The organism is Simkania sp., from assembly GCF_965215465.1.
In the GTDB taxonomy this organism is placed as follows: Bacteria; Chlamydiota; Chlamydiia; order Chlamydiales; family Simkaniaceae; genus Simkania.
Window position 1 is genome coordinate 2230521 of sequence record NZ_OZ244056.1, and the last position, 16428, is coordinate 2246948.

Annotated in this window: 16 protein-coding genes and 2 tRNA genes; 12 read left to right on the forward strand and 6 right to left on the reverse strand. The window is 44.8% G+C overall.

Features of this window, described 5'->3' with window-relative positions; translation table 11 throughout:
- Positions 1 to 42: 42 nt before the first annotated feature.
- Positions 43 to 130, reverse strand: a tRNA-Ser gene (locus ACOOFG_RS10380).
- A gap of 122 nt (positions 131 to 252) precedes the next feature.
- On the opposite strand from ACOOFG_RS10380, the gene ACOOFG_RS10385 reads away from it, so the two are divergent.
- The 11 genes from ACOOFG_RS10385 (at position 253) to ACOOFG_RS10435 (ending at position 11051) form a co-directional block, all read left to right on the forward strand.
- Positions 253 to 1155, forward strand: coding sequence for a metal ABC transporter substrate-binding protein (locus ACOOFG_RS10385; protein ID WP_420421400.1), 903 nt, complete (start codon positions 253 to 255; stop codon positions 1153 to 1155).
- Positions 1133 to 1831: a metal ABC transporter ATP-binding protein gene (locus ACOOFG_RS10390; protein WP_420421401.1), complete on the forward strand. Its 699-nt coding sequence runs from the start codon at positions 1133 to 1135 to the stop codon at positions 1829 to 1831. The genes ACOOFG_RS10385 and ACOOFG_RS10390 overlap by 23 nt, the downstream gene beginning before the upstream one ends.
- Entirely contained in the window at positions 1824 to 2675 is an 852-nt protein-coding gene (locus ACOOFG_RS10395; RefSeq protein WP_420421402.1) for a metal ABC transporter permease, read from the forward strand. Before ACOOFG_RS10390 ends, ACOOFG_RS10395 begins: the two co-directional genes overlap by 8 nt.
- Positions 2676 to 2742: 67 nt before the next feature.
- Complete coding sequence (locus ACOOFG_RS10400) at positions 2743 to 3237, forward strand: type II CAAX prenyl endopeptidase Rce1 family protein (RefSeq protein ID WP_420421403.1); 495 nt, start codon at positions 2743 to 2745, stop codon at positions 3235 to 3237.
- Between the two features lie 78 nt (positions 3238 to 3315).
- Complete coding sequence (gene rplU, locus ACOOFG_RS10405) at positions 3316 to 3627, forward strand: 50S ribosomal protein L21 (RefSeq protein WP_420421404.1); 312 nt, start codon at positions 3316 to 3318, stop codon at positions 3625 to 3627.
- 9 nt (positions 3628 to 3636) lie between these two features.
- Complete coding sequence (gene rpmA / locus ACOOFG_RS10410) at positions 3637 to 3888, forward strand: 50S ribosomal protein L27 (protein ID WP_420421405.1); 252 nt, start codon at positions 3637 to 3639, stop codon at positions 3886 to 3888.
- A gap of 60 nt (positions 3889 to 3948) precedes the next feature.
- Positions 3949 to 4962 (forward strand): GTPase ObgE, encoded by a 1014-nt coding sequence (gene obgE, locus ACOOFG_RS10415; protein ID WP_420421406.1) that lies wholly within the window; start codon positions 3949 to 3951, stop codon positions 4960 to 4962.
- Positions 4963 to 5012: 50 nt separating this feature from the next.
- On the forward strand, positions 5013 to 7289 hold the full coding sequence (locus ACOOFG_RS10420; RefSeq protein WP_420421407.1) for a filamentous hemagglutinin N-terminal domain-containing protein: 2277 nt from the start codon (positions 5013 to 5015) through the stop codon (positions 7287 to 7289).
- Positions 7192 to 8220 carry a hypothetical protein gene (locus ACOOFG_RS10425; RefSeq protein WP_420421408.1) on the forward strand — a complete coding sequence of 343 codons (1029 nt, stop codon included), beginning with the start codon at positions 7192 to 7194 and terminating at the stop codon, positions 8218 to 8220. Before ACOOFG_RS10420 ends, ACOOFG_RS10425 begins: the two co-directional genes overlap by 98 nt.
- 261 nt (positions 8221 to 8481) lie before the next feature.
- Positions 8482 to 9282 carry a hypothetical protein gene (locus tag ACOOFG_RS10430; RefSeq protein ID WP_420421409.1) on the forward strand — a complete coding sequence of 267 codons (801 nt, stop codon included), beginning with the start codon at positions 8482 to 8484 and terminating at the stop codon, positions 9280 to 9282.
- Positions 9283 to 9347: 65 nt separating this feature from the next.
- Positions 9348 to 11051, forward strand: coding sequence for a ShlB/FhaC/HecB family hemolysin secretion/activation protein (locus ACOOFG_RS10435; protein ID WP_420421410.1), 1704 nt, complete (start codon positions 9348 to 9350; stop codon positions 11049 to 11051).
- On the opposite strand, the gene ACOOFG_RS10440 is transcribed toward ACOOFG_RS10435, so the two are convergent.
- Positions 11034 to 11954, reverse strand: a complete 921-nt coding sequence (locus ACOOFG_RS10440; RefSeq protein ID WP_420421411.1) for a hypothetical protein — start codon at positions 11952 to 11954, stop codon at positions 11034 to 11036. The genes ACOOFG_RS10435 and ACOOFG_RS10440 overlap by 18 nt on opposite strands.
- Positions 11955 to 12220: 266 nt before the next feature.
- Between ACOOFG_RS10440 and ACOOFG_RS10445 the strand changes: the two genes are divergently transcribed.
- Positions 12221 to 12293: transfer RNA gene (locus tag ACOOFG_RS10445), tRNA-Phe, on the forward strand.
- A 191-nt stretch (positions 12294 to 12484) separates the two neighbouring features.
- Here the strand turns inward: ACOOFG_RS10445 and ACOOFG_RS10450 are convergent.
- From ACOOFG_RS10450 to ACOOFG_RS10465, 4 genes are all read right to left on the reverse strand, one after another.
- Complete coding sequence (locus ACOOFG_RS10450; protein WP_420421412.1) at positions 12485 to 13168, reverse strand: NUDIX hydrolase; 684 nt, start codon at positions 13166 to 13168, stop codon at positions 12485 to 12487.
- Positions 13169 to 13293: 125 nt separating this feature from the next.
- Positions 13294 to 14052: a MerR family transcriptional regulator gene (locus ACOOFG_RS10455; RefSeq protein ID WP_420421413.1), complete on the reverse strand. Its 759-nt coding sequence runs from the start codon at positions 14050 to 14052 to the stop codon at positions 13294 to 13296.
- Positions 14053 to 14243: 191 nt separating this feature from the next.
- The gene (locus ACOOFG_RS10460) at positions 14244 to 14804 is read right to left on the reverse strand and encodes a protein kinase domain-containing protein (protein WP_420421414.1); all 561 of its coding nucleotides are present in this window, start codon (positions 14802 to 14804) and stop codon (positions 14244 to 14246) included.
- Positions 14805 to 15040: 236 nt separating this feature from the next.
- A complete protein-coding gene (locus ACOOFG_RS10465; RefSeq protein WP_420421415.1) occupies positions 15041 to 16417 on the reverse strand; it encodes a serine/threonine-protein kinase in 1377 nt (458 codons plus the stop codon).
- Positions 16418 to 16428: the final 11 nt, after the last annotated feature.

A 16428-nucleotide genomic window follows, 5' to 3' on the forward strand; every position in this document is an offset into this window, starting at 1 on the left:
CTGTTTTTTAAATAGATTTATACATCCCATAATAAAAAACAACGGAGGAGGTGGGATTCGAACCCACGATACGTTTATCACGCATACACGCTTTCCAAGCGTGCTCCTTCGGCCGCTCGGACACTCCTCCACCCGAAAAAGTAGGCGATAAATTAGTCCAACTTTAATTATTTGACAAGAGAAATGGGCCCAAGATCCTCGACAAATGAGCGCGCTTCCGGTACACTTTAAATTTAACTTGGGAGACATACTATGAAAAAATATTTTCTTTTGACATTTGCTTTCCTCTCCATAGTCGTTGCTTTGGTCGGTTGCCGGACGAAGTTCGAAGGAAAAGTGGGAGATAAACCCAGTGTCTTAGTGAGCGTTCCCCCTTACATATCTATTGTACAAGCAATTGCTGGAGATACTGTCACCGTTGAATCAGCTGTTTCTCCCGGATTTGACTCCCATAACAACGAAATCACACCTAGCCAAGCCAAAAAGATCCAAACATGTGACCTTTGGATTGGAATTGGCGAACCTTATGAAAGAAAACTTCTCGCTTCTTTGCGTGAGGCCAAACGTGAAGTACGCGTTCTGCAAATCAATGAAACGATCAACCTGATTTCTTACGAAGATGATGTCAACTTTGTCGATGCCTGCGCCGACGTCAATCTTCCCGACCGCTCTGCACAAGACCTCCATTTTTGGATGAGCCCTATGCGCCTTGTTTACCAAGCCCAACGTATCTACGAAGCCCTTGCTGCAATGTCCCCTAAACATGCGACTCTTTATCAAGACAACTTAAAAAAATACATCGACCGCATCAAAGCCGTCGATCTGCAGGTTACAGAAAAGCTCAAACCTTTCCGCAAAAAAGGGGTGATTGTTTCTCACGCTTTCCTCGGATACCTGTGCTATGACTACAACATGTACCAAATTGCCGTCGAGTGTGAAGGAAAAAGTCCTCGCGCGGTATCTGTCAACCGCGTCCTCACTTTGGCAAAAAACTATGACGTTCAATGTGTCTTCACACTGCCACAACATAATAATAAAGGTGCTCTACTTGTCGCTGAAAAGCTCAAGCTGAAAACTTATGAAGTAGATCCACTAGATCCCGATCCGTTAAAGACCATTCAAACAGTTGTCAATGACATCACAAGCGCAAAGTAAACCGACTCCCATCATTTCGTTTCGAAATGTCACTTTTACCTATGACAAAGCTCCAACGATCAAGCACGCAAGTTTCGAGGTTTTTCCAGGAGAATTTATTGGAATCATCGGTCCCAATGGTGGTGGAAAAACTACGGCATTAAAACTGATTCTCGGCTTTCTCAAGCCGCAAGATGGAGAAGTCTTTTCTCGCGGACATGTGGGCTACGTTCCTCAAATTAATGCTTATGATAAACACTTCCCCATCACCGTCAAAGAAGTCATTCTCACGGGATGCTTGTCTCAAATGAGCCGCTGGGGGAAGTACCCCAAAGAAGCTTTCGACAAAGCTGAAAAGCTACTCGACACCTTCCAATTGACTCCTCTTGCCGACCAAGCTTTTGGCTCCCTCTCAGGAGGACAAGCCCAAAAAACCCTCATTGCCCGCGCCCTCATTTCAGACCCAGAAGTGCTTCTTCTCGACGAACCCACAGCTAACATCGACGCCCAAACTGAAAAACAGATTTTCGCCTTTTTAAAACAGCTTAAAGGACAAAAAACCATTCTCGTCGTCACACATAACTTTGAAGCTATTGTTCAAAATGTAGAAAGGGTTCTCTGCTTCCAACACGACGTCTCTTCTATGAAGCCAGAAGAGGTCTGCAAACACTTTTCTATTGGGATGTATCATGAATGAACCTGCATTGATTCTCGCGACCTTCTTTTCTGCTTTTCTGACCAATCACTTTCTCAAAATGGCTCTTTTCGCAAGCCTCAGCGCCTCAGTTGCAGGAGGTGTCGTTGGCAGCTATGTCGTCGTCAAACGGATCGTCTTTATCAGTGGTAGCATTGCCCACTCCGTTTTAGGTGGAATGGGAGTTGCTCTTTACCTGAAGCGGATCTACAACATCACCTGGCTCGAACCGATCTACGGCGCTCTTGTTGCTGCCATTCTTTCTGCTTACCTCATAGGTTGGATCCGGCTCTATTACCGACAACGCGAAGACACCGTGATTGCCGCCCTTTGGGCTTTTGGAATGTCAGTTGGGGTGATCTTCATTTCTCTCACCCCAGGCTACAATGTTGAACTGACAAACTTTCTCTTTGGCAGCATTCTTTGGACCAGTAAAGCCGACCTCTATATGCTCCTCATCTTAGACGTTCTCATTTTAGCCGCGACTTTCCTCTTCCACCGCCGCTTTTTAGCCATTTGCTTTGACGAAGAACAAGCAGCCCTTCAAGGCCAATCCGTCAAGGGACTCTACTTTCTCCTCCTTTCCCTTGTTGCTGTTACCGTCGTTGTTTTGATCCAAGTCGTTGGAGCGATTCTCGTGATCGCAATCTTATCTCTCCCCGCAGCCATTGCCAACACGTTCACCCACCGCCTTTCTAAAATGATGGTGATTGCCGTCCTTCTGGGAATAGTTATCTCTGTGCTGGGAATCTCACTCTCCTTCTTTCTTAACTGGCCGCCCGGTGCCACCATTTCCCTTACAGCGACAGGGCTTTACCTCCTTAACCTCATCCGCAGAAAAGGATAATTTCTCTCACAAACAAATTAGGTTTTAGCTTACAATCTACCATCTTTAATTTAAGCATGATGGAAATATGAGCACAGAAGTTAAAGATAATTTTTTGCAAGCAACCTTTCGCCCTTACTTTCACGTTCCGACCGTACGGACGGTCGCAGTTGGCCTTGGTGTCGGAGCGGGAGCCCTCGTCACAACTTACTTTTGTTTTGAAAGCTGCCCTTGGCTTGGTAAAGCATTTGAGGGAGTTGAACTTCTTCCTAAAACAGAATCCAAAGCAATTCTTTACGGACTTGCCTTAGTCGTTGGGGTTGTTACCCCCCTATTTGAAGAATCACAACATCGCGCCAAACTCGAGAACCCAAGTGGACTCGACATCGGCATCAACAGCTTATTTTACGGGCTCGTCAGCGGGCTTCTTCCTGGTTCTGTTGAGCTTCGAGTGGCAAGAGTTTGCCTTGGAACCCTGACCGGACTTTTCTTTTGCGTTGCAAAAGCAGCTGCCGACGATGTCTGGGCACCAGCCATCGCTCATACCCTATGTAACCTTGCTGCATTGAAAAGTTATTTTTAAAATTGACTCTTGAAGCCTTTTCATTTATGATTGCGGCTTCCCCTTATTAGCAGAATTCGAATCGGAGGAAACGTAAAGATGTACGCCATTATTCAGACCGGCGGGAAACAGTATCGAGTAGAGAAAGGAGATGTCATCGAGGTCGAACTTCTCGGTCAAGATCAAGGGGCCGTCGAATTTAAAGAAGTGCTTTTCTTCAATGATGGAAAAGCAATGAAAATTGGAACGCCTCATCTCGACAAATGCCTCGTTAAAGGTGAAGTTCTTGGAGAGACCAAAGGACCAAAAGTCGTCGCATTTAAATACAAGCGTCGCAAAAGTTATCGCCGTAAAGTCGGTCACAGACAAAAGTATTCTAAGGTAAAAATTACGGATATCGTCGCAGCGTAGGAGAGACACATGGCACATAAGAAAGGACAAGGTTCAAGCCGTAACGGACGCGATTCCAACGCACAGCGCCTCGGTATCAAAGCAACACACGGCGAATTTGTTACAGCTGGAAGCATCATTGTCCGCCAGCGCGGAACAAAGTGGCATCCTTCAGTCGGGGTTAAAAGAGCTAAAGATGACACACTCTTTGCACTTACCGACGGAGTCGTCCACTACCGCAGAGCAAAACGGACACTCGTATCTGTTGTTCCTGCTGGATAACAAGCAGAGTTAAGTAGGTTTAAATTAGCGAGGCTCCAGAAATGGAGCCTTATTTGTTTTATGTTTACGGATCATGTCAGACTTAAACTTATAGCTGGGAAAGGAGGAAACGGCACCATCGCTTGGCGTCGCGAAAAGTACATTCCCAAAGGTGGCCCCTACGGAGGTAACGGTGGTCGTGGCGCATCGATCACGATCATGGCCGATCCCGAAATTTATTCTCTCGACACTTTCCGTAACCAATCTCAAATCCGCGCTCCAAATGGAAAACAAGGCGGTACAAACAATCGCCAAGGTGCAAGTGGCAAAGACCTCATCTTAAAAGTTCCCTGTGGAACTTTGCTCCGCGATGCCAACACAAAAACCCTTCTTTACGATTTTACCGAGCCCGGTGAAACCTTTCAGGTTTGCGAAGGAGGAAAAGGGGGAAAAGGCAACACCTTTTTCAAAACCTCAACGCATCAAGCTCCTGCAAAATGCACGCCCGGCCTTGCTGGTGAAATCAAAGAAGTCGAGCTGGAACTCAAGCTCATTGCCGACGTCGGATTCGTCGGATTTCCGAACGCTGGAAAATCGACCCTCCTCACCAAGCTTGCCTCGATCGATGTCAAAACAGCTCCTTATCCTTTCACCACCCTACGTCCCAACATCAGCTATATCGAATTCGACGACTTTTCGCGCATCTACCTCGCGGATATCCCCGGAATCATCAATGATGCTCACAGCGACCGTGGACTTGGACTTGCTTTCCTTCGCCACATCGAACGCTCCTCCACTCTCGTTTACGTGATCGACACAGCAGCTGTTGACGGCCGCGATCCCTACGAAGATTTTCTCACACTCCGCAAAGAACTCGAGCACTACTCTCCACAAATTCTCCAAAAACCCTTCATCGTTGCCCTCAACAAAGTTGACTGCGAAGAAGCGCAGGAACACCTCGAAGCTTTCAAAGAAAAATATCCCTTTGGACCTGAAACCCTCTTTGAAATCTCGGCCAAAGAAGCTACAGGCATTCCTCCTCTTATTGAAAAAATCCGCACCCTTGCCCAAGCAGACGGCAAAAGATTCGTCTAAAGCTAGGCAGCAGATAGCAATTAAATTCCTCTTCACTTAAAACGAAGTCCATGAGGCGGACACTTACAGCACTTGCTATTTTTGCATCGGGGCTCGCTTGGAGTAACCCTTCAGGCCATCATGTCGTTCATGGTGAAGCTCAAGTGACCCATTCTCATCAGACCTGTCATATCCATGCAAACGATCACACCGTCATCCATTGGCAAGACTTCTCAATTGGCGTAGGAGAAATCACCCGCTTCACCCAACCCAGTAACCAATCTGTCGTCCTCAATCAAGTCGTCGGCAACCGACTCAGTGAAATCTATGGCACCCTTGAAGCCAATGGCAAACTCTTTCTCCTCAACCAAAATGGCATTCTTTTTGGTGAAAACGCCCTTGTCAACGTTGGTGAACTGATTGCTTCGACGCTCAACTTATCTCTCGAAGATTTTCTCAAAGATGACACCCTGCACTTTCATGGCTCCTCAAAAGCTGCCATCATCAACCACGGAACTCTCAAATCGACTTCGGGCAATGTCTCGCTCTTCAGCCGCCATATTCTCAACACTGGATCAATAGAAACCTTCGAAGGAAAAACAGAGCTTGTTGCTGCAGCAGACGTTTTACTCAAACCGCATAGCGCAAAACGGATTCTCATCCAGCCTTCTTGTGATGAAAAAACGGACAGTGGTATCGACCAACAGGGGATAATTGCAGCTCTTGAAACTTATCTCGAGGCTGACGGCTACCTGTATGACCTCGCCATCAAACACGGCGGTGAAATCGACGCACTCACCTTCCAACATGAAAACGGGCGTGTTCTTCTCCGCGCCGATCAAGGAACAACCGCCATCTCGGGCACCATCCGGGCTCCGCATGGAGAAATCACCGCCCTGGGAAAACAAGTCCTCATCCTTGATAAAGCTCTCCTTTCTGTTTCTGATAGGCATCATGCCGGCAATATCCAACTCGGGGGCAGTTCTGATCTCACTTTTGTCGCAGCAGGTGCCCGTTTAGAAGCAAGTGCCTTCGAAGCTGGGCCGGGCGGAAATATCTTCGTGCTTTCAGAAGGAACTTCTCTCTTTTTAGGAAAAGCAGAAGTACGCGCTGGACTGTATGGAGGAAACGCCGGTTTCATTGAAGTGTCCGGAAACAAGTCCACTCTTTTCCACGGAACAACCGATCGCTTTGCTCCCTTTGGAACCAATGGAACGTTGCTCATTGATCCCGAAGCCAACTTTGTCATCTCCACACTCTTCGAGCACAATTACACCTCCATGCCCCCCAACTTTATCCCGAAATCCGACGTCGTCAACTTAAGCATCGACACCCTCCTTGCTGAACTGACGCAGGGACCTGTGACCATCCAAACTTATTTTGAAGGATTAGGAGGACTTCCAGGACACATTCGATTCAGCTCAGATGTGATCAGCACCTACGACAGCCCACACACTCTTACTTTAAACTCTACCGGAAAAGAAGGGATCATTTGGAATGGAAAACTCGTCAATACAGGAACTGGTAACATCGAACTCCTTGCCAAAAACGGCCCCATTTTAGTCACCCCCGAACTCTCAACAACACCTGCATTCATTCAAACTGCAGGTCACATCAAGCTCGATGCGACAGGTGCCATTGACATCCTCGGACAACACACTCAGTGCGCTGGCATCAAAACTACCCAAGCTGGTTCGATCACACTACAATCTCAAGAAGGCATCGCTCTGAGCTCAACACTTAAAGCCCCTGCTCTCATCCATGTTGAAAATGGCCCTCTGAAAATCGACTCAATTGGGCATCTCAACCTCAATGGAAGAGACAATGCTGCCGCAGAACTTCGTAGCAATGGGATGGGTGATATCATCATTCAAAGAGCAGGCTCTATCGATCTCTTTGGGGAATCAGGACCAGCCCTCATTTCCTTCTCCCATCAATTTGGAAATCTCGTCGTCGATAACGTGAAGCAAGGCATTGAACTTTGGGCCTTCCAAGACACTGCCGCCATTGAAGGAGGACTCGGCTCGATCACCCTCAAGCGCATTGAAGGAGACATTAACCTCATGGCCGAACATGCAGACGCATCAATTTCTGCGGTCGGCCCTTTGACAATTCAAACCAATGGCTCCATCCAACTCGACGCCATCCAAAGTGATGCCACTATCGGATCCAACCACCTTGTCCAACTATCCTCAGGAGGAACCTTCCTCCTCACCGCCGAAGAAGGTAACTCTCCTCTCCCTTCAAGGAATGATGTTGCACGCACAAGAAGACGTCTTACTCAATGGAACACAAACAGGTCAAGCCTTCATCCGCAGTCCCAATACCAACCTCTTTGTAGGGCATGATCTCGAACTCTTTTCACACAGCTCCATTGATGGGAAAAAAGGCCCTCTTCTCATCTCCATCGGACACGACTTCTCGATGAGTAACCCCCTCACCACCATCCAACCTACCATTAGAGGAGCAGAACTCAAAATCACCGTCGTACACAACTTTTTTATGACTCAAAGTTCCTCCATCAACGCAACTCAAGGAAGCCTTGATCTTTCCATTGGAGAAACTGTTTTCTTAGACCATTCTTCCCACCTAACTGCTCATGGAGGCCCACTCACCCTCAACTCTTTCCAAGGCAACATCTACCTGCGAAATAGCAGTCTCGCTCGTTCCCTAACAGATGACCTAACTATCTCCGCAGGAAAATCGATGCTCATCGAAGGATTTTCCCGCCTTGAATGTCACGGAGAACAAGGTATGACCCTTCTTGTCGACACCCTCTATCCCCAAGCTGTTGGAACAGGAGGTTTCGTCCTAGGACACAATGCTAGCCTCTCTTCAGGACAAGCCCCCATCCAAATCTTCACCGCTAAACGCAGCCTAAACTCTATCGATGGAACCCTCAATGGCTACCGTGTTGCCTCCGCCCCCCTTTACATCAATACCAAAGAAGAACTCTGGGGAATCTTCTACCCTCATCAAAACAACCACTCCCTCACCACCTCTTCAGAAACATTCACCGTCTTCCACAAAGAGATTGGTCTGATCTCGATCAACTCCAAAGGAGTGACCCAAAAAGACTTCGTCCGCATGGTCGTCAACTTCACAGGACCTTTTACAGCTGAGCTCTTCCGCGATCTTCATCCTTACAATGAATTTAAAGCTGAATCTGAGTCATTTACCGTCACCTATCCTAAAGGTCACACTCCTGAGGCCGAGCACTTCTCCATCAAACGCCCCACTTTCCGCTATTGGACAGCTACTGAGATAATCCAAAAATAACTAAAAATAAATAGCTTACAATATATAAACAATATTTTAAAAATTAATTAAAAAATGTGTTATAATAGTGTTAAGGTGGTAAATATTGGGGTAAATTATGGCGATTAATCGCAACACTTACAGCGGCATCCGCAGCTGGTTTCACAACAATCCTACCATATAACAGCAACCGTAGATTTCGAAAAAACTCGAAGCTACAAGCTATAGCTGTTACGTAAACAGATGACAACATGATTAAGGGGCAAAATTTAGGGGAAAATCATGACCACAACAATTCAACCTACCCATGGCGGTACCATCCATGGGCTTCATAGTTTTTATCAAGGCGACGATAGAGTCGTTGACGCAAAAAAAGCGTGGGACAAAGTCAACGATCCTTGGCTTCAGGGTTTTGTATTCCGGAGCTATGACTCAACAAAAATGAAGGTTTGGAAGTTTGCAAAGAGCTTTTTCACCTTAGGACTTGCTCCCTACATCGCCTTAATTCACGACCTCATTGTCTTTGATGACCCGAAAAAAGTCGAAAAATCAAAAAGATGTTTTGAAGCTCTTACGACATCAGGTCTAGGAATTCACAGAGATCTTGTTGAAAGTGAAATGAAAATGACACTCCTAGATAGAATACTTCGTCGAGACCTTCAAGAAACTGATTTAACAAGACTCCTGTCTCGTGTGTATAAGGGTTTCGATGGAGACCCAAAAAAAACTGCCTTTTTCTTACGAACAATTGGCCAAGGACCCGGTGTCCGTTTAAAAAATCGGTACCCTGTTCCAACAGGGCATTACCTATCAACAAATCCCTTGCAGCAAGACAAAGTTCATATAGATGAATCAGAAAAAACCATACGTGTCTCATATCATTATATTTTACAAAGACCTCCAATAGGACTGGAACCGCAGACAAAAACATATCATGTAAAACTTACTGCTGACTTCGATTTCAACAGTGATAAGATTGACTACAGCTTTGAAACCTCTGATCCGGTAGAGGATCAAAAAGCGTTAGAAGTACGTACTGACAATGATAGACTATTGAGCGACGATGAATTTGATATCACCTAATTGACCTAGACGCATTTTACGCATCTACGCTATAGGGCAAAACTGCGGATTGCAGCTTAGTATCGATGAAAAAATGCGTTTTTCTTTTGTTTTTTGTGTGTCTTTCTAGCGCATTGTTTTGCGCGAGCTCTCCCTTCTTGCCACATGATAAACGCCATCTTTCTGATCAAAAAGCAAGTCAACTCACCTTTCAAGGTCTTGTTCTTGTGCCAAGCCAAGATGAATTAAATCCAGCTGGGTATGAGGAAGTTCATGGTGTTTTAGCACACAAGATTGACCTTCCCGGATCAGTTGTTTCACTGAAAAAAGAACTACGCCCCTTAATTGGAAAGCCCATCGACCAAGAAACTCTAGTGGAACTAAAAAGACGGGTTCAAAATTACTACCATCACAACCATCATCCACTTGTCCATGTGAGTATTCCTGAACAAGACATCTCTGATGGCGTCGTGCAGATGATTGTAAAAGAAAGCCAATTGGGAAAAGTTGAAGTGAAAGGAAACAAATGGTTTTCAAAAGAGTCCATCGAAAAGCAGATCCGGCTGCAAGAAGATGAAAATCTCGCTTCGGATATTTTGGATCAAGATTTGTGGTGGCTCAACCGCAACCCCTTTCGTCAAATTGATGCGGTTTACTTGCCAGGTGAAGAACCAGGCACAACCGATTTAGAGCTGCTCGTTCACGATCGGTTTCCTTTGCGCACCTACATTGGGATCGATAATACGGGCAATGATGTGACAGGGAACAATCGCCTCTTTATTGGAGTGGATTGGGGAAAAGTATTTTGGACCGATCAGCGTCTTTCGTATCAATTTGTCACGTCTTCTGATTTTACACGTTTTTATGCACACACTCTCTTTTATGAAGCGCCCCTTCCTTGGCGCCATTTATTAAACATCTATGGGGGATACTCGCATGTCGATGCAGACTACACCATCCCCAATGTGAAAGGAACCCACTTTCACACTAAAGGGTGGTCGATGCAAGCTAGCTTACGTTACAACATCCCACTAAAACCGATGCGCAGTTTTTTGCATGAAGTGATTTGGGGATTTGATTTCAAAAGGACCAATAACAACTTAGCACTTGGTGGACGTCCTGTGATTTCTGATAACAACATCAACCTCACCCAGGTCATGCTAGCATACAATTTGGGTTATGAAGTGGCTCCCCTAAATCTTTCTTTTGAAGTCGAAGGGTTTTATTCACCGGGGCAGTGGGTTGCCGACCAAAGCAACGCTGACTATCAATCCCTCCGCGCTTATTCGAAAAACCACTATGCGTATGCCCGCAGTGCCTTTGTACTGATTTGGGATTTTTATCAAAAGTGGACCTTTCATTCGACGCTCCGTTGGCAACTTGCAAGCGTCAATCTATTGCCAAGTGAAGAATATGGTGTAGGAGGCTACAATACTGTGCGCGGGTATAAAGAGCGGATTGTTAACGGAGATAACGTTTTCATTTTAAATTTTGAGGTGCGCACCCCACCTGTCAGTATTTTCAATCCCTTAGCAGGCTATAAGAAATTTCATGATGAGTTTGTCTTTCTCGTCTTTTTTGATTACGGATTCCAGCAAGTGAAGCGGGCTGTGACAGACCAACACAAGACAAACAATCTCGTGAGTATTGGCCCAGGTGTACGCTATCAGGTAGCACCCTACTTGACCTTTCGAGCAGACTGGGGATTTCAACTTCACCGTCTCACCGATCCTTCAGTCAGTGGAGGTCCTCACCAAAGACTCCACTTTTCTTTAGTCGCGGGATACTGAACTGCGCCACTGCCAATAGTGCTGATCTAAATGCTGCACCTGCGAAAGCCACTTTTGAAACCCAGCTTTGTAGTCTTCAACAGCTTCATCTAAGATCTCGTCATTACTTTCTCTCACTTCCCCATTGAGATGATGTGCATCCATGCACCTTTTGAGATCTTCAGAAAATGCAACTGATGCTTTTTCCGGCGTGATCTTAAAAAAGATGAAGTCGTTTGTGGTCCAGGGCTGCTCAATGCCCAACCCTTGAAGGGCAAGTCCCACCTTTCTCGCATATTTTTCAGAAAGTGATTCTCTCAAATGTTCCTCATCCGATTGAAGCTCGAGGAATTGACGATGAAATGCCAAGAGCGCTTCACTTTCATCTTGATGCAAGAACCCCTGCGCTGTGATAGCTGGCACAGAATAAAACCGCTCAATTTCATGAAAAGAGCTATCCTGAGTGTCTTCAAAAAATTTGATGCGCATTTGATCAGGAGTTAAAAACCCTCGATCGATGAGCTCTTGCCACTCAAATTGATCGACAGCTGCCCAAAGAGGAATATCTTCTAGCTCGTGAACATAGTGTTCCCGGTTTTCAGGAATCGAGTAATCCACAATATTGTTTGCATGGTGAATCTCAGCCAATCCCATTCCAATGAGAACTGCAGCAAGAGATGCTGCCGGCAATGACACCACACCAAATGCAGCAAGCCCCACTAGACATCCTCCGCCGAGGATGGCTGCGCCACCTCTTAAGTAGCCATAAGCCCGCTCATAAGTTTCAGGACCATAGTCCTGAGGCTGTTCAATTGTGATCTCTTCAGCTTGGTCGCTGACTTCTGTTTCCCAAAATAACCAAGCTCCATGCCCCGGTCTTGCGAAAACTAGCGCCATTAGCGCGATAAATGCCCACCGTTTCATGACTATCCTCAAAAATTTTTTCCTTATACGCAACCAAATTACTCCAAGTAAGAATTCTTTCCAACCCTGGAACATAAATTGTCACCGCCCTTGGGCTACAAAGGCGGCGACAAGAGGTAAAGGTGTGTCAATGGAACAGAGTAAATGTTATGAAAGCTCGCCTATTAATAGCTTGCGTAATGATTATGCAAGCTTCTCAAGCAAATAAAGCACTTGCGAAAAAACGACTGAAACTCTATCTTTCTTCATTTGATCTAGTTTAAAATGGCCAGGTAGCTCAGTTGGTAGAGCAGAGGACTGAAAATCCTTGTGTCGCCAGTTCGATTCTGGCTCTGGCCATTTTCTTATTCTTCTCATCCCCAGTCACGAACAAAGACAAAATTTGACACTTTAAAATATGGATGGCTTCTATCGATCGTTCCATCACAACGAAAAACTGCAGACATTGTCTGCAGAAAAGTATCCCCCACGGGATCAAATTGAAAAGCTATTAGAACATGTTAATTGAGAACGAATGCTGCTTAGAAGACTTAGATGGTAACCTTCTCCCAGCCACACTCTGAATAAGTCACTTTGTTACGAATATTGGCTAACGCTTGACAGACGAAGAGCGCTGTTGTTTTTGGTAAAGCATCAAGAGGATAAAATGCCACTTCATCACATTTGTGCGATTCCATATTTTTAATTTCCCCTGAAAAGTGCCTCGGCTGAAAAAACAAGTCTATTTGCTCAAAACAGTTTTCATCGGGTAAGTGGTGCAAACGATGCATTGTATGAACGAGTTCAAGTGCCTCTGGTTGCACTGTCACATTTACCTCTTCCTTAGCTTCACGAACAAGAGCTTCAAGAGCAGTTTCATCTTGATCAACTCCTCCCATTGGCAAAACGTAGCACCCATCGTCAATGCCCGTATTATAGCGCCTGATCAAAAGCACTTCCTCTTCTCGAAAAATCACAAGAGAAACCCCCACTTTCATTTTAAAACGCTTTTTTTCCGACTGGTAAAATTGTGCTGTTGCCATCCAATAAATCCTCTCGCTTAAGCTAAAACCTAAAGAGGAAAATAACGCACAAATTCCGAATGAGCAATTTAAAACCGCATTGATCCGATCGATGATCTTTTTGTTGCTTATTCTATCTGAGTAACGAGCTAACTTCCCATCGGGATGACAAATTTCGTTAATGATGTCCAATGTGATGATTGCTCTATCCATAACTTGTCTCAAAAATTTGCGTCTTCACAGTTTTTAACTACAATTTAAACAGTTTTTTGAAAAGGAAGGAATGCAACCGCAAAAGATATTTTAGGAAAAAGCCGGTGCGATGCACCGGCCTATTTTTAGAGCTCCTGATCTGCAAAATGCTGAATCGCATTTGCTAGAAACTCAGGAAGCGCGGGGTGGTACTTTTCATAGAAAGTGCGCAACTCGCTCTCCACAATAAACTTCCCATGCGCAGCATAGGTCTCTTTATTGGGAGTCCAGAATTGACTGAGCCACTCAAAGTGCTTCCGCGTTGCCTTTTGAACAGGTTCCGAGTTCACCTCGAGTCCCTTTTCTAAGGCTTGCACGAGCTCTTCGCAAAATTGATGAGCATTAGCTTTAGCCTGCTCAAAATCCTTTTTGGTCCAGCCTTTGAGATTCTCCTTGCTTTCCGCAATGTGATCTTTCGCCGACTGACCAAACCGGTCGATGAGCTGCCGCTCATACTCTTTTTGTTTTTCCTTGCTAAAACCAAGGTACATTTCCTGTTCTTCCATTTTTTTCATTCCTTTAATGTGTTTTATGGTTTTATCAATGGTCACTATCAGCTTCTTGGTTCTCTCTAAATTTTTCTTCAAGACCTGACGATGGGACGTCAAAGCTGCCAGCTGGTCAAAGTCGCTCCTTCCAAGCACACGACGGATGTCTTTGAGTTCAAACCCCAGTTCTCGAAAAAAGAGAATCTGTTGCAAAGACAAAAGCTGCTCCTCTTCATAAAAGCGGTACCCATTGACTCCATGATATGCCGGCTTTAAAAGGCCAATCTTGTCATACCAGTGGAGGGTGCGCACCGTCACACCTGAAAGTTTTGCGAGCTGAGCGACTGTATATCCCATTGAAGTCTCCTTTATCTCCTCGAGAATTTCCCATCAAATATAAAGGATGCCCCAATATTAAGGAATAACGTAGCGTCATAGTCAAACGGAAAAATTATTTGAATAAATCGACCCAAAAAAAGGGTAAGTCACTGGCAGCGAAAACTCCCCACCACCACCAACTTACCGCTGGGAACGGCATCTAATTTTACTTAAACGGAAACTGACTGCTCAAGCTCCGCTTCATGAATCGACCCTTCTGCGCTCTCAACAAGTGAAACATTTTGCAGCGCCTCTTCCATTGGCATGAGAAACGGATGTTCGAGCACCTCTTTCATTGAGAGCCTATCTTCTGGTTTGCAAAAAATCTTGTTGAGAAAATCTCTAAAGTTTTCATCACCCGCTAAAGGATACCTCTCTAAGTCGGTAGGAAACCTGTCACTGATCTGCTCCAACCCTTCGGCGTTATTTTGCGCGAAGTCAATGATATCACGCACGAGTGTAGCAATAGTCCCTCCTCTAAACGGAGCCTCACCGAATGCAAGTCTATAGAACAGAACCCCAAAAGACCAAACGTCCACTTTCTCATCGTAACCCCCTTCATAGCTATCATCATTAAATATGATCTCTGGAGCCACATATACAGGTGATCCGAATGGAGAAAAAATTTCCTCATCTTCTTTGCAAGCTCGAGAAAGTCCATAATCAAGTATCTTGATTTGACCATCAGCTGTGATTAAGATGTTGGCAGGTTTGAGATCGCGATGAATCATCTGCCTTCACTTTAAGAGCAGCTGTATATAGCCGTAAATGAATTAATTATGCTTGTGTTTTGAAAGAATATCATGAATTGAACTTTGATTTCTTTCCCCTTCTATCTCCCTAATTGCTTATATTACAACAAACTCTTAATTAAAATTAAAGCAATTTATTTAACCACGACCAACTTACATTAAGTTTGCTAAAAACAAATATAGAGCAACTAATTAATTTTCAAAAAATTAGCCTTCTAGGCAAAGAATGGATGTCTAAGCACTTCTTCCATAGAGATCCTTTGATCTCGATGACACAACAATTGACCTAAGAGATCTCTAAACTGCCTATCATGAAGTAATGGTGATCCAGACAAATAAGTCTCATTTCGAGTCAACAAGCGATCTACATCATCATATTTCACGAAGTTGACGATTTTTTGGAGAAGTGAAGGAACATGATCGTCGTGAATTGGGAAGCCACCAAATGCAAGTGTATACAAAACAATTCCAAACGACCAGGCATCGACACTTTCTCCATACCCAACTCCTTCAATGAGCTCAGGAGCAGCATAGTTTGGTGTCCCACAAGCTGTGAATGTTCGGTCTGATTTTGTTGGAAGGTATCTTGCAAATCCAAAATCAACAATTTTGATGTTTCCCTTTTTATCGATCAGGACATTTTCAAGTTTTAAATCGCGATGAAGAAATCCTTCACCATGCATTTCAACAATTCCTCGAGCAATTTGTTGACCAATGTTTCGCACAGCTTTTTTCTTTCTAGGACCACCTGACACAGCATAGTCAAACAGCTCTTGTGAATCTGGGACACACTCCATGAGAAGCCCAATCACAACTTCATCTCTTGAACACGAGCCTAGATCCGTTACATAACGATAAGCGCCTGTCTCCTTGTTGTAAGTAAAGATTCCCTCGGTTTGCATCAAATTCTCGTGTTTTGGAAACGAGATCGCCAGACATTCTCCTCGCTCTTCAGAGATCACATACGCCTGTTTATGTACAGCTTTTTCCGCACTAATCATTTTCAATGCATATGTCTTACGATCCGGTCCGACCACCTCATATACTTCACCTTGACTTCCCTTTCCAAGCCTTTTACCAAAATGATAACCAAGCCTTCCAATTTCATCTCTTGTTCGCATGTCAGATGCAGGAAGAACTGTTGCACAATATGGAAAGCCTGAGAATAACTCCTCTGAGTCTTCTCTCTTTAGTGTTGATGCTGTTCGATACGCTAGGCGATCCGAACTAAAAGTACCTGATACAACACCTTTACCGGTTCCATGAGTTTTACTAGGGGGTCTCACAGCTACTGCAACAGACCCTATCCCTTTTTCAGGATTATGAGTTTCTTCTGAGATCTCTTTCTTCCACCAAACAGTAATAGGAGTACTCAGAAGTAAGAGAGGAGCTTTAAAAATTGCCCAGAAAAAGGTAAGAGCCCGTGTCGCCACACGGCAAGGTGTGTGTACAACCCAGCCATGCGTCCATTGGTATTTATACCAGGAGACTTTTCGACCATTTGAATCTGTACCTGTTTCTTGATTGTCTCTGGTATCGCTTAATAATGGATCACAACTTGTTCCTAAATAAACACTTACATCTGCAGACATCGCTTCCCACC